The sequence below is a fragment of the Gemmiger qucibialis genome, assembly GCF_027689445.1.
In the GTDB taxonomy this organism is placed as follows: domain Bacteria; phylum Bacillota; class Clostridia; order Oscillospirales; family Ruminococcaceae; genus Gemmiger; species Gemmiger qucibialis.
The window spans coordinates 95703-121326 of sequence record NZ_JAQFEN010000006.1; the positions used below are offsets into that span (position 1 = coordinate 95703).

General features: G+C 53.1%; 32 protein-coding genes. 1 reads left to right on the forward strand and 31 read right to left on the reverse strand.

The annotated features are described in order from the left end of the window. Positions 1–125: 125 nt before the first annotated feature. The 8 genes from PG062_RS10465 to PG062_RS10500 form a co-directional block, all read right to left on the reverse strand. The gene (locus PG062_RS10465) at positions 126–857 is read right to left on the reverse strand and encodes an ABC transporter permease (RefSeq protein WP_179148991.1); all 732 of its coding nucleotides are present in this window, start codon (positions 855–857) and stop codon (positions 126–128) included. A gap of 13 nt (positions 858–870) precedes the next feature. Next, on the reverse strand, positions 871–1602 hold the full coding sequence (locus PG062_RS10470; RefSeq protein ID WP_005945158.1) for an ABC transporter permease: 732 nt from the start codon (positions 1600–1602) through the stop codon (positions 871–873). Continuing rightward, positions 1595–2518 carry an ABC transporter ATP-binding protein gene (locus PG062_RS10475; protein ID WP_118526926.1) on the reverse strand — a complete coding sequence of 308 codons (924 nt, stop codon included), beginning with the start codon at positions 2516–2518 and terminating at the stop codon, positions 1595–1597. The genes PG062_RS10470 and PG062_RS10475 overlap by 8 nt, the downstream gene beginning before the upstream one ends. Positions 2519–2535: 17 nt before the next feature. Further along, a complete protein-coding gene (locus PG062_RS10480; RefSeq protein ID WP_085808135.1) occupies positions 2536–2961 on the reverse strand; it encodes a DUF3887 domain-containing protein in 426 nt (141 codons plus the stop codon). Positions 2962–2973: 12 nt separating this feature from the next. Further along, the gene (locus PG062_RS10485) at positions 2974–3741 is read right to left on the reverse strand and encodes an ABC transporter permease (RefSeq protein WP_270752261.1); all 768 of its coding nucleotides are present in this window, start codon (positions 3739–3741) and stop codon (positions 2974–2976) included. 92 nt (positions 3742–3833) lie between these two features. Next, on the reverse strand, positions 3834–4757 hold the full coding sequence (locus PG062_RS10490; protein WP_118760993.1) for a sensor histidine kinase: 924 nt from the start codon (positions 4755–4757) through the stop codon (positions 3834–3836). Positions 4758–4759: 2 nt separating this feature from the next. Beyond that, the gene (locus PG062_RS10495) at positions 4760–5461 is read right to left on the reverse strand and encodes a response regulator transcription factor (protein ID WP_005945175.1); all 702 of its coding nucleotides are present in this window, start codon (positions 5459–5461) and stop codon (positions 4760–4762) included. Then, positions 5454–5642, reverse strand: a complete 189-nt coding sequence (locus tag PG062_RS10500; RefSeq protein WP_005945178.1) for a helix-turn-helix domain-containing protein — start codon at positions 5640–5642, stop codon at positions 5454–5456. Before PG062_RS10500 ends, PG062_RS10495 begins: the two co-directional genes overlap by 8 nt. Before the next feature lie 147 nt (positions 5643–5789). On the opposite strand from PG062_RS10500, the gene PG062_RS10505 reads away from it, so the two are divergent. Further along, positions 5790–6155: a helix-turn-helix transcriptional regulator gene (locus tag PG062_RS10505; protein ID WP_202183514.1), complete on the forward strand. Its 366-nt coding sequence runs from the start codon at positions 5790–5792 to the stop codon at positions 6153–6155. A gap of 169 nt (positions 6156–6324) precedes the next feature. Here the strand turns inward: PG062_RS10505 and PG062_RS10510 are convergent, their stop codons facing one another. From PG062_RS10510 to PG062_RS10620, 23 genes are all read right to left on the reverse strand, one after another. Continuing rightward, complete coding sequence (locus tag PG062_RS10510; protein WP_118760991.1) at positions 6325–7740, reverse strand: relaxase/mobilization nuclease domain-containing protein; 1416 nt, start codon at positions 7738–7740, stop codon at positions 6325–6327. Between the two features lie 79 nt (positions 7741–7819). Further along, a complete protein-coding gene (locus PG062_RS10515; RefSeq protein ID WP_243105699.1) occupies positions 7820–8113 on the reverse strand; it encodes a CD1845 family protein in 294 nt (97 codons plus the stop codon). A gap of 168 nt (positions 8114–8281) precedes the next feature. Beyond that, complete coding sequence (locus tag PG062_RS10520; protein WP_005927607.1) at positions 8282–8623, reverse strand: plasmid mobilization protein; 342 nt, start codon at positions 8621–8623, stop codon at positions 8282–8284. Further along, positions 8623–8805 (reverse strand): DUF4316 domain-containing protein, encoded by a 183-nt coding sequence (locus PG062_RS10525; RefSeq protein ID WP_003500078.1) that lies wholly within the window; start codon positions 8803–8805, stop codon positions 8623–8625. Before PG062_RS10525 ends, PG062_RS10520 begins: the two co-directional genes overlap by 1 nt. Before the next feature lie 12 nt (positions 8806–8817). Next, complete coding sequence (locus PG062_RS10530) at positions 8818–9408, reverse strand: defense against restriction DarA-related protein (RefSeq protein ID WP_210410584.1); 591 nt, start codon at positions 9406–9408, stop codon at positions 8818–8820. 132 nt (positions 9409–9540) lie between these two features. Further along, positions 9541–9942, reverse strand: a complete 402-nt coding sequence (locus PG062_RS10535; RefSeq protein WP_118128104.1) for a cysteine-rich VLP domain-containing protein — start codon at positions 9940–9942, stop codon at positions 9541–9543. Then, positions 9943–10134 (reverse strand): hypothetical protein, encoded by a 192-nt coding sequence (locus tag PG062_RS10540; protein ID WP_318272949.1) that lies wholly within the window; start codon positions 10132–10134, stop codon positions 9943–9945. 2 nt (positions 10135–10136) lie between these two features. Next, entirely contained in the window at positions 10137–10784 is a 648-nt protein-coding gene (locus tag PG062_RS10545; protein WP_032521002.1) for a DUF4366 domain-containing protein, read from the reverse strand. After that, on the reverse strand, positions 10771–11037 hold the full coding sequence (locus PG062_RS10550) for a DUF4315 family protein (RefSeq protein ID WP_005927622.1): 267 nt from the start codon (positions 11035–11037) through the stop codon (positions 10771–10773). The genes PG062_RS10545 and PG062_RS10550 overlap by 14 nt, the downstream gene beginning before the upstream one ends. A 22-nt stretch (positions 11038–11059) precedes the next feature. Then, the gene (locus PG062_RS10555; protein WP_270752262.1) at positions 11060–12727 is read right to left on the reverse strand and encodes a C40 family peptidase; all 1668 of its coding nucleotides are present in this window, start codon (positions 12725–12727) and stop codon (positions 11060–11062) included. A 279-nt stretch (positions 12728–13006) separates the two neighbouring features. Continuing rightward, entirely contained in the window at positions 13007–15436 is a 2430-nt protein-coding gene (locus PG062_RS10560; protein ID WP_373098350.1) for a VirB4-like conjugal transfer ATPase, CD1110 family, read from the reverse strand. Then, positions 15354–15740, reverse strand: coding sequence for a PrgI family protein (locus PG062_RS10565; protein ID WP_195280404.1), 387 nt, complete (start codon positions 15738–15740; stop codon positions 15354–15356). Before PG062_RS10565 ends, PG062_RS10560 begins: the two co-directional genes overlap by 83 nt. Before the next feature lie 44 nt (positions 15741–15784). After that, positions 15785–16405, reverse strand: a complete 621-nt coding sequence (locus PG062_RS10570) for a DUF7007 domain-containing protein (protein WP_330589012.1) — start codon at positions 16403–16405, stop codon at positions 15785–15787. A gap of 42 nt (positions 16406–16447) precedes the next feature. Continuing rightward, positions 16448–16870, reverse strand: a complete 423-nt coding sequence (locus PG062_RS10575) for a SpoVG family protein (RefSeq protein WP_117613993.1) — start codon at positions 16868–16870, stop codon at positions 16448–16450. A gap of 43 nt (positions 16871–16913) precedes the next feature. Then, positions 16914–17780, reverse strand: a complete 867-nt coding sequence (locus PG062_RS10580) for a VirB6/TrbL-like conjugal transfer protein, CD1112 family (RefSeq protein ID WP_005927637.1) — start codon at positions 17778–17780, stop codon at positions 16914–16916. 41 nt (positions 17781–17821) lie between these two features. Next, entirely contained in the window at positions 17822–18037 is a 216-nt protein-coding gene (locus PG062_RS10585) for a Maff2 family mobile element protein (protein WP_016306504.1), read from the reverse strand. A gap of 89 nt (positions 18038–18126) precedes the next feature. After that, positions 18127–19950: a VirD4-like conjugal transfer protein, CD1115 family gene (locus PG062_RS10590; RefSeq protein WP_021425361.1), complete on the reverse strand. Its 1824-nt coding sequence runs from the start codon at positions 19948–19950 to the stop codon at positions 18127–18129. Further along, positions 19947–20417 carry a PcfB family protein gene (locus PG062_RS10595; protein WP_025543433.1) on the reverse strand — a complete coding sequence of 157 codons (471 nt, stop codon included), beginning with the start codon at positions 20415–20417 and terminating at the stop codon, positions 19947–19949. The genes PG062_RS10590 and PG062_RS10595 overlap by 4 nt, the downstream gene beginning before the upstream one ends. 91 nt (positions 20418–20508) lie before the next feature. Then, a complete protein-coding gene (locus PG062_RS10600) occupies positions 20509–21558 on the reverse strand; it encodes a DUF8626 domain-containing protein (protein WP_050005642.1) in 1050 nt (349 codons plus the stop codon). A 14-nt stretch (positions 21559–21572) separates the two neighbouring features. Next, positions 21573–22286: an antirestriction protein ArdA gene (locus PG062_RS10605; RefSeq protein WP_118701000.1), complete on the reverse strand. Its 714-nt coding sequence runs from the start codon at positions 22284–22286 to the stop codon at positions 21573–21575. A gap of 4 nt (positions 22287–22290) precedes the next feature. Continuing rightward, positions 22291–23376 (reverse strand): DNA cytosine methyltransferase, encoded by a 1086-nt coding sequence (locus PG062_RS10610; protein ID WP_050005641.1) that lies wholly within the window; start codon positions 23374–23376, stop codon positions 22291–22293. Beyond that, complete coding sequence (locus tag PG062_RS10615) at positions 23363–23719, reverse strand: DUF7768 domain-containing protein (RefSeq protein ID WP_003500157.1); 357 nt, start codon at positions 23717–23719, stop codon at positions 23363–23365. The genes PG062_RS10610 and PG062_RS10615 overlap by 14 nt, the downstream gene beginning before the upstream one ends. Positions 23720–24028: 309 nt before the next feature. After that, on the reverse strand, positions 24029–25408 hold the full coding sequence (locus PG062_RS10620; protein WP_270752263.1) for a ParB/RepB/Spo0J family partition protein: 1380 nt from the start codon (positions 25406–25408) through the stop codon (positions 24029–24031). Positions 25409–25624 lie beyond the last annotated feature (216 nt).

Sequence of the window (25624 nt, forward strand, 5' to 3'; positions counted from 1 at the left end):
AGACGAAAAGAAACGGCGGCTCTGAAAATCAAAGCCGCCGCTTCATAGGCGCGTGAAAATGTGTCTGCTTTACGACGGCTTTTTTTCTTTTGCCGTCGTCCGGCAGATCATTAGATATATTGCATTTATTTAGTCTTGCGGTTCAATCCTTTCAAAATTAACAATGACAAAATCACACAAACCATCAGAATTACAACACCGATTAAAACCTGAAACATATTTGCATTATAATAACCAGAGATATTGAAAACGGCTGTCATGGGATATACCGTCTTTAACTGCTGGGACATACTCGCAAATAATCCAGCAAACGAATAAATTTCTGCAAATACCAGAGCCAGCCAATACCCCTTTTTCATCCGCGCTACCAGAGCGATAATAGGCGAAATTGCAAAGAATACGCCTACCCCATCCAGAAAATATATTTTCAGATTTTCTAACACAAGGCCAACGGAAAGTGCTTCTAAATGCAAAACTGCCTCGACAAGAAAGGTAATTGCAAAAAGTAAAAGGTAAATCAGAACGCTGAACACAAAGGCAAGTATCATTTTGGCAAGTGTCAGTTTCACTTCATCTACGGGAATGAGCCGCAGAGATTTTAAGGTATCCTCCTGTTCCTCCCGGCAAATCATATAACTTCCCAATAGGGCAATTACAGCAGGCAGAACATAAAAGGTAGCAAGGGATTGGGCCGCTGTCATAAACCATCCAGCCCCGTCAATATATCGGCGGTCATAGAATGTAAACTGTCCCTGTGCAAAGACGATCAACCCTACCATGACTGTTGCAAACCCAGCAATCCAGAGTATTTTGGAACGGTGGAGTTTCTGGCTCTCCGCCCAAAGCAAATCTTTCATCATTTTTTGCACCTCACTTTCTCCGAACCAAAGCCACATTCGCCAATACAGCCGAAGCAGCAGCCCATACACCAATACACAGAAATGCGGCTGGAATATTTAATGGCTGATCGAATACAACACCCGGAATATCATACATAACAATAGCGGTCATACTGGACAGCGGATGTAGGTACATATTCACCATCAAGAGGATAAAGCCGAGGAATGTATAAATCAGCGTCAGGCAAACAGGGAGAATATAGCCCTTTTGCGCTGCGGCAACCGCCAGTACTGGTAACACCGCAAAGGCGGTCAACAGAGAAATTTCCATACACTTCCGCAAAAGATAAAGGACACTTTCACTGTCAAAGGGAATATAACCGGATAGTATGCCGGTCAGAATGGACGCCGTTGCGGTAACTAGCATAAAGCAAATGGAATACACCAGCACCACAGCAAACTTGCTGAAAAAGTATGCCATTTTATTGACCGGTACAATCCAAAGCTGTTTGAGCATATCATACTGGTTTTCGTTATACATCAGCATGGTACACAACATCCCCAGCACTACCGGTAGGATGATCCACGGGGTATAGCTGAACGCTGTCCATTTGTAAAACATAATGGGGTCCACACCGGTTCCTTTGACACTTGAAAAGTAAAATACGGCAGCCAGTGGCATAAAGAGCGCCGCCAGCAGCATGAGCCAGATAAACTTTCTCCGGCGCAGTTTTAGAAATTCAACTTGTATCAGTTTAAGCAATTCCCTCTCCCCCTGTGATCTGTTTGAAATAATCCTCAAGGGTATCATTGCAGATTTGGGAGCTGATAACAGCTACATCCTGCACCACAAGGGCCTTGTTGATTGCCGCCATATCCAGTGCGGTGTCATAAAGCCGCAGGTTGTGTTCGTCCTGCACCGCATAATCGGTCACATGGAATTGCCTTTCCAAAATTAAAGAGGCTTTTGGAATATCCGACACTTGAAGCTGGATGTATTTCCGATTTTTCTTTTCTAATTCTTCCATGCTGCTTTCTTCCAGCAGAACCCCGTGGTCGATAATGCCTATGTCATCTGCCAACAGTGAAATTTCGGAAAGTATATGGCTGGAAATTAGGATGGTTTTGCCACGCTCCACACTTAAATTCTTAATAAAGTTCCTCACTTCGGCTATACCGATAGGGTCAAGTCCATTGGTCGGCTCGTCCAAAATCAAAAGCTCCGGGTCATGCAGAATAGCGTTGGCAATACCGAGGCGCTGCTTCATGCCGAGGGAATACTTACTGAACAGCTTTTTGTCCTTGTAGGGCAATCCCACAACTTCCAGCGCGTTCTTGACAGCATTGGGCTGGGGTGTCCCTCGTAACTTCGCAAAAATTTCAAGGTTTTCTGTGCCGGTCAGATTCGGATAAAAACCGGGAGTTTCGATGATGGCTCCAATACGGGGATAAATGCGTTTCTCATGGCCTTTGATGTTCTGTCCGAACACATCTACTTCGCCGGAAGTGATTGGTGTAAGGCCCAAAATCATTTTCATAATTGTGGTTTTACCGGCTCCGTTGCGTCCTAAAAGTCCATAAATCCGGCCCGGTTTTACATGAAGATTCACAGAATTAACGGCAGTTTGTTCCCCGTAAATCTTTGTCAGCTTTTTGGTTTCAATCACAAGATCACTCATAAAAATGCCTCGCTTTCTCATTTTGTTTCGTTCTTCCAGATAACATAGTTGTAAAGGCTGCCATCCGGGAAATAGTTGATGAATACTTTGAAATTGCCTTTGTCACAAGGAATGACAAATTCAACACGGATTTGGTCAGAGTGTTCCGGCACATAGCAGGACACATCCGGGGAAGTGTTCTCCGGCAGCCCGCCCAGCTTATCGACTTCTTCTTCCCATGTTTCCTGTATCGTCTCCGCAGAAATATTGTCCTGTACGCCCTGCGGCAACGCATTGAAGAAAGTTTCAAAATCTCCATCCATCATTTGGTTAAAGTATTCGGTTGCTTCTTCCGTAATGGCCTGTTGGTCGGGAGCCTCGCCGGAAGATGGAGCGGCCTGCTGGCAGGCACAAAGAGAAAAAACAAGCAGAATACCGAGTAATAAACAACTCAATCGTTTCATAGGTCTTTCCTTTCAGTAAGATTGCTTTTTTAGAGCCACTACGGATGCGGCGGCAAATGTAGCACCGATCAAGAGCAGCGAACCGACACAAACAAGCGGCGAAGTATTGAATAAAACGCCTTGCATCAGGCTTTCTACCATAGCTGCGGCCGCTTCGGAAATATGGGGATAAATCCCCATCACGCTTGCCAGCGGGTGTATTCCCGTAAGATAAGCCGGGGCAATGACTACGGGAATCGGATAAAGCAGCGTTGCGCCAATGGGCAGGATATATCCCTTTGACAGCGTGGAAAGAAACACAATCGGAAGCATGGCTATGGGAATCAGAATACCACCTGCCAGATACAAAAGACCAGCGTCCATCAGTGTTTGGGCGTTCAGATCGGGAAAGCCTCCGGCAATCAGCCCACCGACAACACACAAAAGAAAAGTAATCAGGCACAGTCCTACGGACATCAGAATAACCACAGCGACTTTTGAAAAGTATAGCTGTGCTTTTGTAATAGGGATGATAAGCAGTTCTTTCATCGTGTCATTTTTGTGTTCATCGAAAAACAGTGTCGTTGCAAACATTCCCAGCACAATCGGCAGAAACAGGCTGGACAGATTCTTAAAGGCCAGTGTGTAAAGGTCGCCAAAACTATCCATAAAGGGACTGCTCCTTGAAATGCTGCAAGCCCTTTCAATCGCAAACGCTCCAAGCAGAAGTGTTAGAGCCAAAATGCACCAGACAATTTTATTCCGTTTCCATTTCTGGATTTCAGTTGTAATAATCGTCATACGGTTTCCTCCTTTCATGGTTCCAATTATAAAACGCAAACCTTGCCATAACCTTGCCGAGATAAAATTTTTTCAAAAAAAGCTCCGTGGGATCACAGAGCTTTCGGAAGTATGATGATAAAGGTTGTTCCGTTTCCGGGAACACTAGCGGCTGTAATCGTTCCTTTATGAATACTGACTAACTCTTTGGCAATCGAAAGGCCCAGCCCGTTCCCTTTGGCAGAACGGGAGTGATCGCATTGATACATCCGTTCAAAGATATGCGGGAGATCAGAGGCGGCAATCCCGTTGCCGTTATCAGCAACAACGATTTTTGCTTGCTGCTCAGTTTCAGTCACGGTCAGGAAAACTTTGCTTGCATCACTGTGCGTCAGGATATTTTGCAGTAAATTATTGAGAATACGAGTGTAGGCGGTAGAGTCAACACGTGTCATGTATTCTGTTTCGGGTATCTCAATTTCATAGCTAAGATCGTGGTTTTCCAGCAGCGGCACCCAATCAGCCATGATGTCACGGGAAAGCTCATTCAGGTCGCAGACCTCAAAATGAAAAATCTGTTCCCCGGCATCCAGCTTCACCCATTCAAACAGGGCGGTCACAAAATCTTTCAGGTGGTAGGCTTTTTCCATAGCCACCCGAATGTATTCTTCCTTCTCAGCTCCTGTTACCATCTTGCTTTCCACAGCCTCCAAATATCCAACCAGAGAAGCAAGAGGGGTTTTTACATCATGGGAAAGGCTTGTCATAAGCCGTTTATAAGCCTGTTCGGATTGCTTTTGCTGTATAAGCCGAGATTGGCTGCTCATGGCAATCTCGTTAATATCATAACAGATTTGTTTTGTCAGGTCGCTTTCCCGCGCCAATACACGGCGGTTCAAATTCCCGGCTTTTATATCGTTTAGGGCATCCCTAATAAGAAAAAGCTGACCACGGACGCGGTGAAGTTTTCCCAAAAGATAGCTGATTACCAGCAAAGCAATCAATAAGGACAACAATAGATAAAGGTTAATTTCCATGCTCATGCCTCCTTGTTAAAGCGATACCCTACACCGCGGACAGTCTGAATATAAAAAGGTTGTTCTGGATTTGGCTCGATTTTTTTTCGCAGTTTACTGATAAATGCCATGAGGTTATTGTCGTCAAAATCATATTCTTCTGTCCACACCTGCGTATAAAGTTGTTTTTTAGTAAAGACCCGACCCTTGTTGGACGCCAAAAATAGAAGCAAATCAAACTCTTTGCCGGTCAAGTCTACCGGGAGATTTTGAACCGTTACGGTTCGGTTGATTTTATCAATTACCATATCTTTCAGAAGCATGGTGGCGGCTTCGTTTCCGGTCACAGGGTTTAAGGTGGTATAGCGCCGGATTAGAGAATTGACACGAGCCATTAGTTCGTTAATTCCAAACGGCTTTGTCAGATAATCGTCCGCTCCCAGCCGCAGACCAGAAACCTTATCTTCTTCGTCGCTTTTGGCGGTCAGCATCAGCACCGGCACATTGTTTTTCTCTCGGATTTTCTGCAATACTTGAAACCCGTTCATATCTGGCATCATCACATCCAGAATAATTAGTGAACAGGTATCCTTGTTTTTTTCCAGTAGCCTCAGACCCTCTAAGCCGCCATGTGCTACTACCGCAGATAAATTTTCTTGTTCCACACATTTTTTCATCAAGGCACAAAGTTTCTTGTCATCGTCTATAATCAAAACACTATTCATGTTTCAGCAACCTCCCTTGTTTTGTCCGGCCATCAATCGGCTTTTCCGCAGCTTTAGGGATCAGCCAAACACCAGCCATTTTCACAGCACCGGGGATACGTCCACCAGCACAATAATAATTTGCCCTACGAGGTGTCACGCCCCACTTTTCGGCGGCCCCTTTCAATGTCATATAGTCCATTTCGCGCCTCCACAGAATACATTATAGTTCTTTACCTCGAATAGTACAAGTTGGAGGCTGCACATTGATGAAATGAAATACTACTTTATGTAAAATTTCATTACATTCTCATAATCCAACCCGAAATGTACAATGATATAGGGTGATATGAGAATGAACCAAAATGAAAGAAGGTTTGACTTTCACGGCCTCGGGGCGGCTCTCAAACGGGCCAGAGAAGAAAAGGGCTGGACGCAAGCCTATGTTGCGGAATTGGTAGACCGTGACTCCCGTACCATTATGAATATCGAGAACAAAGGACAGTATCCGAGTTTCAACCTTTTTGTAAAGCTCATTACCATGTTTGACATTTCGGTTGACCAGTTTATTCATACGGACGGAGGCGAACAGGAAAGCCCTTGCAGAAAGCATATTGATGTGCTCCTAAACTCCATGAACGAAAAAGAGCTTGTCGTGATAGAAGCCACAGCCGAGGGGCTCAAGAAAGCCAGAGAAACGGAGGTTCCAGAATAAGGGCCTCTGTTTTTTTGCGCCATTTTAGGGGCTGCCGCTAAGTGGCAAGCAATGCCTCTGTGGCCACAAGTGGCACAAAGGCGGCTTGTTGGGGCTCGCCCCAAACCCGTATCTTCGGGCCAACATGGCCCGAAGTGTCAGCGTCGCTTTGCTCCTTGTTTTCATAACCTTAACGCTCCTTTTCCTGCTTTCTTCCCGGCTCGGTGTAGCCCATCAGAGTGTCAATGTTCGCCTTGATTGTGACGATCTCCTGCATATCCCGTCGTGCCTTCTGGTATTCTCCATAGAGCTGTTTTTTCTTTGCTGTGAGCTTACGGCCTTCTTCCTTCAGCACATCCATTTTGGGGAGCTTCGCCCCGCCCAGCAGAGAGCGCATTTCCGTTTGTGCAGCCCGGTACAGTTCAAGGTCGGCCTCATGCTCCGCAAGGAATTTCCGGCTGTACTTCGTCGCCTTATACTGCTCAAAGACTGGACGGGTTTTGGCATACTGAACCGTTGCGGCCTTTAGCCCGGCATTGGTTTTCATGGCCTGTTCCGTCTGCTTGATCTGCTCGGAAATGGCATGAAAACGGTCTGCTGCTTCGGTGGCTTTCTGTGCCAACTGCTCATAATCGGTCAGGCCATTGTCCTGTATATAAGCAAGGGCAGCAGCCATCTGCTTAATGTTAAATACCTTCGCCCAGCGTTCATATCCCGGCCCCTTACCGGCAGCCAGCTTTGCTTGAATATCCACCGCCAGACTGATTTTCCGCTCCGAGCGCCCGGTGCGTTTTTCTTTGCCCTCAATGGCGGACAGAACATCTTGCAAGTCGTAGCCGTCCCCCAGCGTGGAGGCACGCAGACGGGTGAAGCGTTCCTGTCCCTGCCCGGTCAGCCGGAAGCTGATACCGCCGCCCCGAACCGTCTTGACCTCATACCCGGCCCGCTTCATCAAATTGAGAAATTCGTCCAGATCAGCGGGGCGTTCCGCCAGCGCAGTATCAATAGCAAGGCGCAGTCGGTCCTGATAGGAAAGCGGTCCTTTCCGGTCTTTCTGCCACTCCCCATAGTTCCGATACTTGCTCTTGCTCCGGGGCTTCGGGTTCTCCACGATGGACAGCCCGTTTTCAAGGCACAGCCTGTCAGAGAGCCGCCGAAGGGCGAAGCTGGAGCCCCAAAAATTTCGGAATTTCCGGGTGCAGTCAAGGGTGGTGGAGTTGTAATAAATGTGACAATGGATGTGCTGCTTATCGGTGTGCGTGGTAACGATAAAAGCGTGCCGCCCCTTTGTCCAGCGCATAGCCAGCTCATAGCCGATACGGTTCGCCTCCTTCGGGGTGATCTCGCCCGGATAGAAGGATTGTCGTATCTGATAGCACAGCACATTATTTTCTTTCTTCTGTTCCCGGCCCGTCATAGCGGCATAGCTGGCCTTTGCCAAAAGGAACTCGTCCGCCACGGTGGCCGGATCACATTCATAAGCGGAGATATACTTTCCGCTTTCTGTTTTCTCCGGGTCCTTGCCATAGTCCAGACAATCCCGGATAGCCTCAGCAATCGTTTCGCCTTCGCCCGCATGGCGCTGTAACAAAGTTGTGGTAGCCAAAAATCATTCCTCCTTTCCATGAGAAAGGGGCGGCCCATTCAGACCGCCCCGACTTCGGGCCAGTATGGCCCGAGGCTGCTTAACTTGCCAGAAACCGGTACAGAGCGGATTTGCCTCCGTCCAGCGCCCAAAGAAGGGAGCCCGCCGCCGCTTGCAGTCCATACGGCGAAAGAAGGAAGGCAAGAAACAGAAATACAATCCCGCCTATGGGCGTCGGCGTGAAAAAGAGAGCGACACCCAGCACCGCCAGGATCACAGAGGCAATCGTCAGCAGGACGGCACAAATATCAAATAGGAACACCAGCAGAGCCGCCAGAAGGGACAACGCCAAAGCAAAGGGAGCAACCAATATTTTCAGCAGTATCTTCATCATCAAAACCTCCTTTATTCTTTCTATCTCTATTTTATCATGCTTGCCCGGGGACATAAATGTTGCGAAAGATTAGTAAATCCTGTCCCAAACTTTTGGGTCATACTGGCCCGAAGTGGTAAAAAAAGAGCAGGGCGGCAAGCCCCACAACGGAAGCCTGCCGCCCTCGTCTTACTTTGCCACCAGCTCGGAAAGCTCCCGCAGCACCTTTGACACCTCGCCCCACAGCTTTTCATAGTCCCGCTTCAATCCGTCGATTTCCTCCGGGTACACGCCATAGGTGTGTGCGTGTACGGCGACCTGATTGAGATTGTTGGAACAGCGCCGTTGCAGAGAGATCAGCTCTTTTACGGGCGTAAGGTCGATGTGCAGGATATACCCGTTCAGAGCCATTTTCCGCACATAAGCCCCGGCGTTGGAAATGCCCGCCTCAGCCATCCGTTCATGGATGGCTGCCAGCTCGTCCGGCGTTACCATAACGTGCAGATGGACATTCCGCTTGCGGTTCTCCATCAGCGTTCCAACTCCCGGCCTTTCCGGCGCTCTTTGGGCTCCTTTACCTTATCAAGCGGTTTTGCGTCCAACTCCGGGGGCGTGGGTGGGATAGGCGTGTTGTTGGGTACGCCGTCGATCATGTTGCAGTTCTGCTCCGTGGAGAGCTCGGCGGTTTTCAGATAGTTGTCTTTTTCGTGCATGGCGATCCTCCTTTATCGTTCCTCATGGTTTTTATGGCTCCGCTTCTGGCCGGGCTCCTTCGGGGGTTCCTGCCCTCTGGTTCCTTCTTTGAGCCGGGCGGTAATGGATGGGCGCACCCGGTCAGGATTGCCCGGTGCTGGTTTCAGTTCATAATCCTCTATCTGCTTTTCGGTCAGCGGCTTTGCGTAGGTCAGTTCGCCCCATGCCATCAGCCTGCCGTCTGCCACAGGACGCCGCCTGTCGTCATCGTAGTTGACGATGGAAAGAGGCTGGTTATCCGGCGGCTTCGGGTAAGTTCCTATGTCCACGGGCCGCTGGGTGGAATAATAGCGGTAAACGCCCTCCGGTCCCAGCTCGGTATGCTTGACCGCCGCATGGTAAAACTGCTGATAGTCGTCCACCCGGCGATCAAAGTCCCGCTGCGCCCACGCCTGACTGGTTCCATAGCGGCCCCAGTAGTAATCCCGATGGCCGTTTTCCCCCTCGGTAAACTGCCAGGTCACAAAGGGGCTCGGCGCTCCCGGATTATGCCCCAGCGCAAAGCCGTGTCCGGTTTCAAAGGTGGCAGCTTTCAAAATCACATATCCTTGTACTGTCTCCAAGAGATCCCTCCTTTCTATGCCTCGGGTCAACATGACCCGAAGTGCTGGATGTTACGAAATAAGAGGGCAGACCGGGGAGGAATGTAATAAGATATTCCCACCCCAGAAACACCCTCAAAAAAGCCCGGAATGTCAAGCCTTTGGAGGCGGCAAATCGTAACAGCCGCCCGGCCTTTTCTCCCGCATTTTCCTCATGCGTTCCCGGCTTTTCCGACGGTTTCCTTCGGCCTTGCAGACGTCGGAGCAGTAGGCTTGACGCCCCTCGGGCCAAAATGCCTTTCCGCAGACCGCACAGGCCCGCAGTTCCGGGGAGATTCCTTCCGTTGTCAGCGCCGCTTGAAGCTCCGGGTCAAGGGGCAGGACAGCCTCACGGAAGTAACGGCAGTACGCCCCTGTCCAGCACTTGTGCAGCATATAACAGGCACAGTCCAGAGGAAGGCACAGGCCGCTTTCCCTGTCATAGTTGGCACACATCCCCGTGACCAGAGTGCGGATTTTCTTCTTCTCGTCACGGGTCAGCTCCCGGGCGTCCATTTAAGACTTCGGGCCACGATGGCCCGAAGGGCGGGGCTCCACGATCAGCGCCCGAAACTTCTTCCGGCACTGTTTTTTCTTTCCTTTGCACTCCTTGTAGTAACGGCATCCCTTACAAGGGTTGTCATTGTCCCAGCCGGGGTGCGGTACTTCCTTCATCATTCGTTCAAAAGGGCTGCTTGTAAAATTCATTCTCATTCCTCCGTATCTTCCTCCCACGGCGGGGTATCTTCGTCCTCGGGTTCCTCTGCGATCTCCTCCAGCTCCCCGTCCTCATATTCGCAGTAATCATCTTCCAAATCCGGGGCCTCATGCTTCGGCTTGTAAATCTTGAAATAGTAACCAATTCCACCGCCGGCCAGCACCACCGCACCAATCAGGAGCAGAGAGAGAAGGGGGCTGTCCTTTTTCTCCGGCTCGGGTTCCGGTACTTCCTCCACCGGTTCAGTGGGCTTTGGCTCTGGCTCCGGGGTCACTTCTTTGGGCGGTTCCTTACCCTGTTCGGCAAGAGGCAGAAGGTCGTCTGTGGTAACGGTATTGAGGAAATAGACGTTCTCGCTGGTTTTCTGTTTGTCGATCACCAGATAAAACACGCTCTCGTCTGCGGTGGTGATGGTGTAGAACTCCTTTCCATCCTCGTCGGTGGCGTTGTCCACCACGGTTCCCGTCCCGTCCGGGGTAAAGGGGTTCTGGGTTTCCGGCTCTGCTTCGGTTTCTGCCGGGGAGGGAGCTGTCTCCGGCTGCGGCTCGCTGCTCTGTGCATAAGCCGGGACTGTAAAGATCAGGCAACACAAAAGGCTGGCAGCCATCGCCGCCAGCCTGCGGTATTTAATTTTCTTCATGGGCTGTGTCCTCCTTTTCGGGTGCCTCCGGCTTCGGGTCAGTATGGCCCGAAGCGGTAAGGCTGTTTTTGGGGTCATTCAGAAATGCCATCAGCTGGGCGGGCGTCAGTTTAAGGGAGCGCACCGCCTGCACGATCTGGCTGTTTTCTTCCTCCTGTTTCTGCTTTTCCAGCTCCCGGATTTTGGCCTGCCACTCGGCAGCCTTCTCCCGGGCTTTTTCCAGTTCCTTATCGAGCTTGTCGATCTTGTTCATGCAAGGACTCCTTTCCTCTGGCTCACAAACGCCCGAAGGCATAGAAATGTGTCTGCCAGTAGCTTGAATTGATGTTTGCGTATTGGATGGGCGAACCACAATGGAGCATCATCCCGTCGCCCACATAAATCCCCACATGGGACACAGGGCCGGGGCTGTCATAGGTTCCCGTGAAAAAGATAATGTCGCCGGGCTTTGCCTCGGAGGGGGAAATGATAGCGCACTGGTTATAAATGCCCTGCGCCGTGGTACGGGGCAGGTTGTGGACGCCGCTGGCCGTGTACACCCAGCAGACAAAGCCCGAACAGTCAAAGGAGGTGGACGGGCTGGAGCCGCCCCACACATAGGGCCAGCCGATGTACTTTGTGGCTTCTTCCATGAGCGCCGCAAAAGCCGGGTCATCCAGTGCCTCGCCGGGTATCTCATAGCTGGGCCCGGTATCTTCGCCGCCGTTGTAAATCCCTTCCCACAGATAGGGTTTGTTGCCTTTGAGCTGCTGCATAACGGTGTAGATTTCCCGCTGCTGTTCGTTAAGCCTCGGCAGGATCACGGCGGGCAGCGTCTTGTTTGTGAGGATCACATTGAGAATGTAATACTCATAGGGGACTTCCTCGGTGGTGGTTTCCCCGGTCTCCGGGTCGGTGCTGGTTTCGGTGCGGTAGCGTATCTCGACTTCCTCCGTCAAGGTCAGCTCATACTGTGCCTCGAAGATTTCTCGCAGTTCGTCCTGCACCTGTTCCCGGAAATACACATGGTACTTTGCCGAGAGATAGGACGCCAGCTCATAGGGGTTATGGCCGATCTCGTCCACGGAATAGCGGTACTCGTCATAGCCGGGATGGGTGCTTTCAATGTTCGCTACCGTCTGCGCCAGCTCGTTTTCCAGTGCCGTGTAGTCCTCGTCTACGCCCAGCAGATCCGTATCCTCCGAGGCGTAGGAGGTGCCGGATAACGCATTGGCAAGGCCGCTGCCAAGCGTGGGAAAGATGGAGCTTACCGCCGACACAAGAAAACAGAGTAGCAACAGCAGGAGCAGGACCAGCACCGCCACAGGATGACGGGTCACAAACTGCGCCGCCCGCCGGGTCGCAGTTCCCGAAGCGGCAGCGGTTTTCTTTGCGGCCTTTGCGCCCTGTTTTGCAGCCGCCTTTGCCTCTTTGGAATACCGGCGTTTCAGTTTCCATTTCTGCTGCACACGGGAAAGCGGATTGCTGGCAAGTTCCGGGTGATCGGAGGCCATCTTTTGAAAATCCACATTGGCCCGGGCTTTTATGTCCTTCCGTTCCCACTTTGCCACCTTCCGGGCCGGGTGCTCCTGCCAGCGGCGTTTGGCATACCGGGTCAGTTTCCGGGCTCCGGCCTCGGCGGTCAGCTCGGATTTATGGGCTCCTTCCACACCCACATTTTCATGCTCGACCTCGTGTATCTTGTTGTGGACATAGAACCATGCTTCTGTACGGGCTCCCCGGACTGCCTTTTTTGCAAGCCCCGGCGGCTTCTTCGCTGCCCGTTTTGCCTCGGTCTTGTCCAGTTTCTCCCGGGCCTTTCCCAGCTTTTCCCCGGCGTGTTCCGCTTTTGCCTGTGCTTTCTGGTACTTGTCCTTTTTGCTCCCGGCCTTCTCGGCGGAGCCCTCCGGCTCCTGTGCCTTGCCGGTATCCTGCGGCCCGCCCGCTTCATCCTCCTGCCTCATGCGGTCAGAGGGACGGCTTTTCCGGCTGTCCTCTTGAAACTTGCCGCTTTTGGACTTCGGGCCATCATGGCCCGAAGGGCTGTCCTGTCCGGTATCCTCGTCCTCAAACCGCAGACGTCGGGATGGTGCAGGGGAAGGCCCTTCCCGTTCAGCCGGTCCGGGGCGATTGCCCCCGGTATCCTCCGTCGGCCCCGGCCTTTGAAAATTCCGTTTGTCCGGTTTCTTTCCGATGATGTATCCCTCCTTTCCAAACCTCGGGCCATCATGGCCCGAAGTGTGTTATGCCCGGTTCATTTCCTGTTTTTTGTCCTCCGGGCGGGTGGTCATAATGGCGTACAGCTCTGTGTTCTGCGGGAAGCGGTCAACAAACGGGATGGTGGTGTTCCCGAAGAACAGCAGCCCTTCGCCGGAATTGGTATGGGTCACATAGGAAAGCTGGTGGGGGCTGATCCCAAGCTGTTTGGCTAAAATCTGCCGGTCCCCCTGTGCCTGCGAGAGCAGCACAAGGAAGTCCGAGTTTTCAAAGATGTTCTCAATCTCCGGGCTTGCCAGAAAATCCTTTACGTTCTGCGTTAAAGCACTGGGAACGCACCCTTTTTTTCGCAGCATTTTCCAGATCGCCACACAATAGCTTGCCGTCAGACGGTCACGGAGCAGCACATGAAATTCGTCGAAGTAGCACCATGTAGCGATACCGCGCAGGAAATTCATGGACACCTGCGAGTTTACCAAATCCTGCATAATGAGCATGGCAATCGTCCGAAGCCCGGCACCCAGCTTTTTTAAGTCAAGGCATACCAGACGGCGGTTCAGGTCCACATTGGTTTCATGGTTGAACACGTTAAGGGAACCCGACACATAGATTTCAAGGGCAGTTGCCAGCCGTACCGCCTCGCCCTCCGGCTGGGAACAGAGCAGGTCATACAGGGTTTGGAGGGTCGGCATTTTGCTTGTTTCCGGGTCCTGCAAATGTTCCCGGTACATCTGGCGCACACAGCGGTCAATGACGGTCCGCTCCACCGGCTGCAAGCCGTCCTTGCCGCCGACGATCAGTTCCATCAGCGACAGGATAAAGTCGGCTTTCAGCGCCATCGGGTTTTCCTCGTCAAAGCTCAGGTCAATGTCCATCGGGTTGATGTGGTGGGGGCTGTCCGGGGCGATCTCGATGACCTGTCCGCCCAGCCGCTTGATAAGGGGCGAGTATTCGCCCATCGGGTCCACCACAATGATCCGGTCACGGGTGGCAAGGAACACGTTCACAAGCTCCCGCTTTGCGGCAAAGGATTTGCCGGAGCCAGGCACGCCGAGGAACAGGCCGTTGGGGTTTTTGAGCTTTTTCCGGTTTGCCATGATGACGTTATGGGAAAGTGCGTTGAGCCCGTAATAGACGGCTTCGCCATCCATGCGGAGCTCCTGCGTCATAAAGGGAACGAAAATGGCCGTGGAGCTGGTCGTCATGCCACGCTTGATCTCAATGCCGTTATGACCCAGCGGAAGGCTGGAAAGAAAACCGTCCTCCTGCTGGAAGTCCAGCCGCTTCAAGGTGCAGTTGTATTTCTGGACGATACCCGACACCGTGAACAGGTCGTTGTCCAGCTCCCGGCGGGTCGGGGCCATGTTCACCACAAGGAAGGTCAACAGGAACATTCGCTCGTTCCGGCTCTGCAAATCTTCCAAGAGGGTCTTTGCGTCGTTGCTGTACGTTACAAGGTCGGGCGGGAGTATGTCCATGTCGTACCCGGCCCGGGCGGCCTTCTTCTGTTCCTCCACCTTCATCTTGTCAATGTCGGAGACTTTGGCCTTGATGGATTTCACGGCGGCGGCCTGATCGACGGTTTGGATATGGAGAGTGATGGTCATTTCCGCATCCATTTCCAAAAGCTCCGCCAGCAGCTTGTCCGAGAGCTCTGAGGCCAAAATCTGCAAGTAGGAGGCAGCGCCCCAAGTCGTCCCCACCCGGAACAGTCGGCTGAAACGGAAATCGAAGCTGTCCGGGGCGATAAAGTCTTTGGTGGAAAGCCCGGTTTTGGGGATCATATCCCATGAAAACCGGAAGGGGGAGCCGCTGCCGGGGTGGAGCTGCCCGTGAAGAAGCTCCAGCCGTTCCAGCCCCGAAAGGGATCGGCACTTGACGCCCAGCTTTTTGAAGTTCCCGCAAATGTCCGCCTCTACACGTTCCAGCCTTGCCCTGGCGGTGGAAAGGTCGTCCACATTCACGCCGAAGGTCAGGAGCTTTGTGCGGACAATGCCGTTGTTGCTTTTGGCGATCTGGTTTTCCAGCATTTCCACATACTCACACCGGACGCTGTTGTAATCATCGTCCTGCATGGGGATGTTCACGCTGTATCGGCTGCCCGGGCGGCTCCGGTGGTTGAGGAAGGAAAGCTGGAACGGAAGGCTGCTATCAAAGTAGTTGAGGCAGGCGCTCCACCCGTCAAAGATGGCCGCCTGATCTTCGGACTGTGCGAGCTGGTAGTTGATGTCCTCGTATTCAATGGTCTTGGTGTAATAGCGGTCCGCTACCCGGCACACCCCGTCCCGGTACATTTCCCGGTAAGGGAGGGTCTGCTGGGCGGTGGTGGGAATGTTCTTTCCCTTTGTGAACAGGCCGAGAAGGCTCTGCTTTTCAGGCTTTTTGCCTGCGGGCTTTCCGGCCCTTCTGCTGTTTCGCAATCGGCTGCGCCTCCTTTCTGGCGCTAAGCAGCGCATAGAAGTTTTCGGTTTTGTAAGGCCGCACACGGGGATAGAGGAACCGGGTGCGGATGATGTTTTTCAGCACTTTTTCCAGCGGCAGACTGTCTCGTTCATACATAGCCAGAAAGAAGAACGGGAGCATGAGGCCGATCATCAGGAACATGGCGGCGCTGTTCCCGATACTGCCACGGGAAAACAGGTAGGCCGGGAGGCCCACCGCCGCCGCGCTGGAAAAACAAACAAGCTGGCGCTTCGTCAGATTGAAGGCCAGCTTTGTCTTGATTTTGGAAAGGTCTTTTGGTACTGGCACATAGGCCATTTTGGTACACCTCCTTTATTGCTTCGGGCCAGCATGACCCGAGGTTATCTTGCGGCTTCTTTGGCCGGGGCTGTGCTGCGGGCAGCTTCGGCGGCCTCTCGTCCGCTCTGCCTTGCCCGCCAGTATTCGGGGTGATACTGCCGGATGGACTGATTGAGTTTTTCTTCAAACTGTCCTTTGTCCTTAATGCGGTCAGGGATTTTCCACAGCTTTTTGTCCAGCAGCTCCCGGAGCACTACGCTTTCCTGTGCGTCCTCCTCATAGCAGATATAGCCCCTGTCCTTGAAGCCGCATTTTTTGGCCGCTGGGGAGAGAACGGCGGCTACCTCGTTTGCCACCATCGTTCCGCCGTGGCTGGCGGTAGATACCAGAAACACCCCCGGACAGAGGGTTTCACAATTCTGCACCTCGCCCCACGGGGAGCTTTTCGGCGCATGGAACATTCCGCCCGTCCGGCTCCGGTCCGCCTGCATGAGCGCCGCCTTTTCCAAGATGGCTTTCAGTTCTGGGGAAAAATAGGCATATTCCCGAAGGACACGGGCGGCCTCCCCGCCGCAGGCGTTCATCAACAGGGTATAGGCGTCGCTGTCCGCTTTGGTACAGCGGCCCAGCAGTTTTCCGTCGTAATAGCAGGCCGCGTCATAGCCCGTCCGTTTGCGTGGCATGGTTCCCGCCTCCTTTCTGCTTCGTGCCAGCATGGCCCGAGGTCAACGCTCTGCACTGCGGCTGGGCTTTTCCTTCGGAGGCCGCTCTGCCTTTGCCTGTTCGGCAGCCGCTTTTCCGGCTTTGAGCTGGTCGCTGATGGACGCACGCCCCACAGAGCCGCGCTCCGCCATCTGTTCCAGCTTTGCCTCATAGGCTTGCAGAACAGCAGTATTGAGCTGTTCCCGGAACTCCTTTGTGACAGGGTAGGCCATATCCCGATAGCCGCCTTTGCCGTCCGGCTGGCTGGGCATCCCAAGAAAGAGGCCCTTGCTGCCCTGTACGATTTTCAGATTTTCCACCACAAAGCAGTCATTGAATTTCACGCTGGCAAAGCCCATGAGGTTTTTCACAGGTTCGATGACCCGCACGCTTACATCCAGCTTTATAGGGGCGGCTGGTGTTCCGCCCGCTGTTTTTTCCTGCATGGATTTCTCCTTTCCGCTTCGGGTCGTCATGGCCCGAAGTCTCTTAATGGCAGCCGAAGATGGATTTTGCAAGACTGCCTGTTTTGAATAAGGTAAAACACAGCAGCACCGTATATCCCACGCAGCCCCAGATCGCCCCGATGGGGTCGCCGTCGGTGGCGATACTCTGGATCAGCACCGCATAGATGGCGACACAGACTAAGATCAATAGGCCTTGAAAGCCCACCGCAAAGAGGGAGCGGAAATAGTTCTGCCCCATGTGTCCGGTTTCCCTGTTGGGGACTGTGGCAAACGGGATAGGCGCTAAACTTGTGAGTAAATAAATTTCAATCATACGGCCATATACGATGACGAAAATCACGATGTTTAAGGCAATCATGGTAAGCTGGATCAGGAAGGACTGGAGCCAGAGTCCGAACAGAGGGCCTAACTCCATCGCCTCAAGCTCTGTCCGCAGACTGTCCAGCACATCCGGCGTGATTTCTGTCCCGTTCTGGATAATGCCCGCTGACTGCTGGATCACATGCTGGCTCACATCAAAGACCGCCAGCACGATATTGAAGGTATTCGTCAGGATCATCACAGCCACAAAGGTTTTGAACACCCACTTAAAGAACATCCATGTGTCAACTTCATGGAGGTTGTTGCGTTCTATGAGCATCTGTATCAGTTCATAGGTCATAACAAAAGTGAGGATGACCCCGGCGATTGGCAGAATGGCAGTTTCGGAGATCTGTCGTATCATGGAAAAGACCCCGGCGTTCCAGTCCGCCGGGGTCGTGCCTACCTGTGTGGCGATTTCGCCAACGCTCTGATTGACGTTATCGAAAAGGCCGTCCAGATTTCCCATGATACCATCGACGAGCAGACCTTTCAGCCATTCAACGATTGCGTCGATGATAAAGTCCATACATCAGCTCCTTTTCTGGAAAAAGGGACAACGGGTGACATTTAGCTGAACAGCCCGGACAGCAGAGGGATAAGCTGAAGGCCGATCAGAACGACACCGCCGCCAGCCATGAGCTGCTTAATGCCCTGGCTTTTTGCCGCAGGGTTGTCCGACCCGTAACCTTCCAGAAGGTTGATGACGCCCCATACCGCCAGACCAGCGCCAAGAGCCATGACCAGAATTTTAAGAATGTCGATTGCCTGATTGAAAAATTCCATATACGTTCCTCCATTTTGTTTGTTTGATGATTTTGGGTACAAAAAAAGCCGCCCACATCGGCGGCGCTTCGGGTCAACATGGCCCGAAGTTACACAAACTCGTCGCTGTCCAGATCATCGAAATTCAACAGGTCAGCTTCTTCGTCCGTGTCGGAGCCGTCCACTTCGTACACCGTGTATTCGTCCTCCGGCTTTAGTCTCAATGGCCGGTGGCGGAACAGGCTTTCCAAGCGGAAGGCGTTTTTCTTTTTATCAAATTCGGCTGTGTACTTGTAATTCGGGTGCTTTTTCAAGTCATACTTCGGGGACAGGAAGGGCGGGAGCCCCCGAAGCTGCAAGATACATTTATCCCCGGGCATGGTGGTGATCTCGCTGGTGGTCATCAGCTCCCGGCCAAGCCGCTGCATATTCTGGCTGTAACTTTCAGACTGTCCACGGCTTCGGCCCTCGGTCTGCATAGAGATGGTGGCCTTGCCCAGCCAGTTTTCCGAAATATCCTTTAGGGTGGAAGCCTCCCGGCCTCCGAGGAATACGATACTGTCCATGTTGCCCATGATGGTTTCGGAATGGTCTTTGTACAATGCCTTGCACTGGCTCATTGCCTGATAAAAAAGCGTCAGGCTGATCTCACGGGAGCGGATGACGGCCACGATCTTTTCCAGCCCCGGCACCTGTCCGGTGTTGGCTGCCTCGTCCCACAGCACCCGCACATGGTAGGGCAGACGCCCGCCATAGGTGTTATCAGCCCGTTCACACAGAAGGTTGAACATCTGCGAAAAAGCGAGGGCAACCAAAAAGTTGTAGGTGGTGTCCGTGTCGCTGATAAGAAAGAATAGCGCTGATTTTTCATCCCCCAGCTTATCCAGCTCCAGTTCGTCATAAGACATGATCTCCCGAAGTTGGGGAATATCAAAGGGAGCCAGTCTTGCACCGCAGGAAATCAAAATGCTTTTGGCTGTCTTGCCGCTGGCGAGCTTGTATTTCTTATACTGCCTCACGGCGAAGTGCTGGGGGCTGCGGCGTTCCAGCCCGTCAAACATATAGTCCACCGCATTTTTGAAGGTTTCGTCATCCTCCCGGACTTCCATGCTGTTTATCATTTCCACCAGCGTATTCATGTTGCGTTCTTCCTCCGGCCCCTCAAAGACGATGTAGGCCACAAGGGCGCAGTACAAGAGGGTTTCGGCTTTGGTCCAGAACTCGTCGCCCTCCTTGCCGTCGCCTTTGGTGTTGGCGATCAGAGCAGTAACAAATTTCAAAACATCGCTTTCCGTCTTGATATAGGCCAGCGGATTGTAGTGCATGGATTTTGAAAAGTCGATACTGTTGAACACCCGCACCCTGTATTTCTCCCGTTGCAGAAACCGCCCGCACTGGTCGAGGGTGCCGCCCTTCGGGTCTACCACCACATACGAGGAATGGGCTTGAAGGAGCTGCGGGGTCAACCAGAACCTTGTCTTTCCCGAGCCGGACGAGCCGATGACACAGGCGTTTAGATTCCGGGCATTGGCAGGTATCTTCGGACGGGTGTTCATGGTAAGGAACTCCGTCCCGGTCAGAATGACATTGTTCTGAAATTTAGGGTCAACAAACGGCTTTATATCCTCCTTTGTTCCAAAGCGGGCGGTGCCGTATTCCGCATCCCGCCGGAATTTTTTCGCCTGCCTGATCTTTGACTGTATCAGCAGATACACCCCAGCCGCACCGGCAAGGCCCACCAGCAGGTCAATACCGCCAAGCCCCGGCCAGTAGGTTTCAAAGGCTTTGGGGAAGGTATCGAGCATCCCCATGAGCTTTGTCCCGAAGTCTGTGCCGGGGGCGATCCGGTAGGCCGTCCCGATTTTGGAGAAAAACCAGAACACAAAGAGGTACGGCAGGTTGGGGAGCACATATTTTCTAATCTTGTCACTCAACGTCCGTCCTTCACCGCCTCTCTGGTCCGCTGCTTTTCCTTTGCCTGTGTCCTGATCTGCTCCGTGAATTTCCGAAGCTGGCCGAGGATGGAAGCCTTGTCCTGCTCTTTATTCAGCACCTTTGCACTGTACTTCTGGAAGGCCGCTGTGATGGCGTCCGCCTGATTGGCTTTGAAGAACAGCAGGTAATGGCCGGGGCTCACTTTATGGAAAGCGTAGTCCACATGGAACTCCTTTGCGATCCGGTCAAAATCCTTTGGAGCTCCCACATAGGGCATGGCACTTTTGCCGCCATAGTGGTTCATCAGCTTTTTCACGCTCTGGCGTCCCTGCGGGGTCAGCGCCTTCTGGTGGTGCTTTTGCAGCGCCCGAACCACCTTGCCAAGAGCGGCAGCCAGCACTTTTCCTGTGAGCTTCGTTGTCCTGATCGAAAGGGCAACCGTTTTTTGGTTTACTTCTTCCTGCATAAAACCTCCTTTCCGTCGGGGTTCCCGCTATCCGGGAGGCCCCCGTACAATCTCGGGGAACAGAAAACCTCGGGCCAATGTGGCCCGAGGCTTACCGCTCGGCATCTCTGCCGGACGGAGCTTTCTTTTCCGGCTCCGTCTGGACTTTTTCGTCCTGTTCCCGCATGGTCTGCAAGATAGAGGGCTTCTTTTGAAGTTGGGAGGGCTTTTCGCCGGACAGCGGCTTGATACATTCCAGACGGTCAGCCGCCCGGATGGCGTTGTCCGTGAGCTGCCTCTGCCATGCGCCCACGCTGGGAGCCCAACGAAAGCCGCTGCTTTTCAGCTCGGCCCGGGTGTCCGCGTCAGGCTTTCCGTCAAAGAACACCTGCAAGCGGTTGTCCTCCCGGTTCATTTCCACACGACCCCCATCGAACTCCCAGCCGGAAAATTCCTGCTGTGCCTGTTTGGAAAGCTGTTCGATACGGGCCTTTACCCGGCGGATCTCCGCATTGTTGTTGGTTAGCTGGTAACTTTCAAAGGGCCTCGGGTCGCTTCGCCAACTTGACGCCATGCTTGCTTTCAGCTTTTCGATCTGGTCCGGCGACAGCAGCGCACAGCCGTCCAGCTTGCCATGCTTGCGGTAATAGGCGTTGACCTCCTTCATAATGAGCTGGGAGCGTTCCAGCCCGTCCAGCTTCTTCTGGAGCTTTTCAATCGCTGCCGGGTCATCGGCGCTGATCCCGCCCATGCCGGTGCTGCGTATCTTATCCAGCAGCCCTTGAATATGCCGCCATTCCTCCATGTTGCTGTCCCGCGCCCGGTTCTGTTTTTCCTTCTTTCCCACCGGGAAATTGGAAGGCCCGGCGATCAGCACAGAGGGAACCCTCGCGTCAATGGCAAAGCCTTGGTTCATGTTTTCGGCCAGCTTGCGGGCGTAGGTGTCTAACAGATGGTCGATCTTCTCATGGTACATGGGGTCCACCCGGGATTTCTGCTTTTCCGCTATGGCGGCGGCCTTGTCCACCATTGCCCGGTATTCCGCCGTTGCGCTCCCTTCCTTGTAGTCGGAAAAGCTGTTCATTTCTTTTGCCCGGCGGGCGGCTCCTTCATTGATAGGGTAATAGTTGATGGTATGCACCTCCTTTATGCTTCGGGCCATGCTGGCCCGAAGTCTTACCGTTCTTCATGGGAAGGCCCCGCCTTGTCCTTTTTCGGAGCGAGTGGGGCTTCTTGAAACCGTTTGAGTGTAGCGAGAATGGAGTGGACAGGCTCGGCCTTTTCAGGATAGGCAAATATCCGGTGTTCCGGCGGAATGTCCTGCGGCCCGTGGTAATACTCCTTGAAGCCCTCCGGGACTGCCGACACATACCCACCGGGAGCGAATACGCCGCCCTCGTTGATACGCACATCCCGCCCGTATGCCTCATAATCGAAGTAGTTCTGAATGTGCTCCGGTATGTCGATAGTCCCAAGCTCGTCGGCGTAAAGACGGCCCAGCCCTTCATCATCGGAAATATCCGGGTAAAAGCGGTAAAGGTCAAGGTTCTGCGTCAGGTTTATCAAATCCTTCACGCTCCTTGTGTGGTTTCCCAAGACAAGAGCGGCTTCAAAGGTTTCCAGTCCGCCCTTATCCCGTACTTCCAGCAGGGCGTGGCCCAGCTCGTTCAGCTCGTCGATGTTCTCACATTCGTAGAGATAATCGTAGAGCCCCAGCACATCACTGTCAAAGCTGGTAAAGAACACTTCGCTGTACCGTTTCCCGTCTATCCCGATTTTGGCAAGGGCGGCCTGCAACTCCTGTGTCGTCATGGGGAAATGTACCGTTGTCCCTACCTCAATCCCCATTAAGGGGTATAGGGCTGTATTGGTTATATAGGCTTCAAACATGGGCTCATTCCTCCTTTCCGGCCCGGTCAGCCAGCACCTCATAAATCCCGGCCATAATGTAATCGGCGCAAGGGAGGGCAATCGCGTTTCCCAGTGCCTTGTAGCGTTGCAGAGGCCGGATTTCCACGCCGTCCGCCCCGTACTTTGTCCAGCCCTCTGGCAGCCCCATCAGCCGTTCGCTTTCCGTTTCCGTCAGAAAACGGATACAGCCGCCCTTCGGGTCGCCCTCATACCAGAAGGCAAAGGGCGTTACATCACTGGCTAAAAGAGTGGGAAAAGGGTCAGTTGGTAATCCGAAGCTGTTTCGGAAGGCCGTTTCTTCCTGCCTTTTTGCCGCTCCCCGCATACGGAAGCACTGAAAGGGGTGGATGACTGGTATCTGCCGCCCTGTTTCAAAAGAAGCTGTTCGATCTCCTTCGGCGGCGGCCCACCCGCCCTCTCCGCAAGGCGGAGGAAGTGGGAGCATTGGACGGGGCTTAAATAGTATGTCTGCGGCACGTCTGCCTCCAAAATCCGCCACGACGAAAATCCGCTGCCTTCGTGCCAGCCTTCGGGAGCCTGCCCAATACTGGGCGTCCATGAGTCGCCAGCACACATCAGGCGTTCCCCCTCGCACCATTCCGGCGTTTCCCCATCTTCCCGAAGGAGGCATTGGAACTTCGGTGTCCGAGAAGGCGGATAAGACGGCTCTAAAGTCCATCCGGTCATTTGTAGAAAACGCTCCCATGACGTTTTCCCAAACAGCGATAGCTGGATATAGGTTATCAGTAGCATCCCTCATTTCCTGTATGATACGAAACGCCTGATAGAACAGGCTTGATTTTGCCCCGGCAAGGCCGGAGCGGTTGCCGATCAGAGAAAGGTTCTGACAGGGGGAACCGAAGGTAATTATATGGACAGGTGGGATTTTCCCGCCGTCCACCTTCGTAATATCCCCCAAATGCACCATGTCGGGAAAGTGCCTTTTGGTTATGGAGATGGGCGCTTTTTCAATCTCGCTGGCCCATACCGGACGGATACCGCACCGTGAAGCAGCCAGAGGGAACACGCCGATCCCGTCAAAAAGGCTCCCCAGCTTAATGTCCGGCATGGCCCGGGGTGCCGTGTCCCTTCACGGCAAGCACCCCTTCCAGCGTTGTCGCCGCAATGCCCAGCCGTCCGGCAACCGCAATATCATTTTTTACATCCTCGTCCACAGCGCTGCCGCAGACGATCAGGGTGTGGGAGCGCCGCAGCATATCCCGGCGCATATCAATCCCGGCCTTGTGTTCCTCGGGAACGCTGTCATTCAAAAACAGCGGCAGATACAAGAGCGGGCAGATCGGGGAAAAGCCCGCCTCATAAGCAAGACGGCAGTAGTGGGCCGCCAGCTCCATATCAACATCCGGCTCGCCGCTCCATGCGGCGGTCAGGTATGCTAAAGGTCGTTTCATTGGTTGAGCCTCCATTTCTGTTTTGGTTTAGGGAAAAGCAAGAGTTCGCCCAACCCCTCCGCCCCTTCCCCCGGGAAGGGGAACGGCTCTGGAGAATTTATATCCCCGTCGCTTGACCGGGAAAAAGCATAACCGGGAGAAATCCGTCAAGGGTGCCTCTGGCACCGCCTGCGGCGGCGCTGCCCTTGACTGATTTTCCCGGCTATGCTACGGAATAACTGGCGACGGGGAATAATTTATATCTCCAGAGCTTCGGGGCGCGGGGCAGAGCCCCGCAATCCTCGGGCCATGCTGACCCGAAGTTTGGGCTTACTTTTCCTGTTCGGTTTTCTTCTCCGGCTTTTCATGTTCCTTCTGCTGACCCTTCCAGTCGTCCAGCAGCTTGATGATCTGGTCCTTCATTTCCCTCGGCGTAGTTTCCTTGCCGAAATACTTGCTCAGTTCCGCACCTGTCAAAATCACTTTGTCTACCTCCTTTTTGTCCTCCATCATAATGCCGTCGATCACATCCCCGTTGAGCAGCTTCTTTTCGTCCAGCTCACGCATACGCTTTGCCTGCGCCTGTGAAGGCGAGGACTGCTGGCTGTCAATGGCGACGGCGATATAGTTCTGGTTCTTCTTGCCGATATAGGAAAGCTCCACCGCCGTAGTAAAGCCCAGCTTTTTTTCATCCATCAGCTTCATCAGGTCGGGAACCAGCTCATTGAGCCGGATATACCGCTGCACCTGCTTGACCGCCATCTTATTGCGCTCGGCTACAATTTCGTTGGAGCGTTTTCCTGCGTCCTTCGGGTCAATCTGGCCCGAAGTGCGGGAGCCCTGGTGCTTGATGGCCTCAAGCTGCATTTTCAAGGCTTTGGCCCGCTCACTAGGAAGGATTTCTTCACGCTGGTTGAGATTGTCCTCGACCATCTGCGTGATGGCTTCATCGTCCGTCAGATTGCGAACAATACAGGGCATATCCGCATATCCGGCAAGCTCGCTGGCCTTCTGGCGGCGGTGGCCGGACACGATCTCATAGCCGCCATCCTCACGGGGACGGACGATAGCAGGCTGGGTAACGCCCTTGTCCTTGACGCTGGACACCATAGCCCGCATTTCTTCATCGTCTCGGACTTCAAAGGGATGGTTCTTGAAGGCGTGGAGCTCGTTCAGCTTGATATAGACGATCTGCTCCTTGCCCCGGCGTGGAGTATCCTTTGGCTTTTCGGGTCCTTTCGGAGCGGGAGCGGCCTGTATCGTTGGAGCCGTTTTTTTCTCCGGTTCCTTTTTGACCGCCTTTTCCGGTTTCTGTGCGGGAGCTTTGGACTTCGGGGCTGCGGCCTTGTCCTTATTTGCTTTCGGGGGACGGCCCCGGCGCTTCGGCTGTTCCAGCTCTTTGGGTTTTTCCTCTGCTTTTTTCGGAGCCTCCGGCTGCTTTTCCGGTTTCTCCGCTTTTGCCGGGTCAGGCTTTTCCACGCCGGGAGCTGCCGCCCGTTCCTCGACTTTCTTTTCCTTCATAATTTCAGCGAAGTTATAGACAGAAACCTGTGGGTTCTTTACCTCTGGTTCCGTCTTTTTTTCCGGCTCCGGGGAAACGGAAACCTTCCCCGGCTCTTTTGGGGGAGCGGGAGGCGTTTCCTTGCCCGGCCCGCTATCCGTTACCGGCTGTTCCGGCGTTTTTGTGGTTTTATCATCTGCCATAAGCATTTACCTCCTGTTTTTTGGCATGAAAAAAGGGGCTCAACTTTTCAGTCAAGCCCCCGTGGGAAGTTCCTCCTTTCTCCGCCATGATACAAAAATACCGCCCGTAGTCTCGTTTGGGCGGTACTTTGTGTAAGATTGGCAGTCCATTATTAAGTTTTTTATTATGTTCCCTTTGTACACCGTTGCAACCATGAGAGTAGAATTATTCCCTTTTCAGAA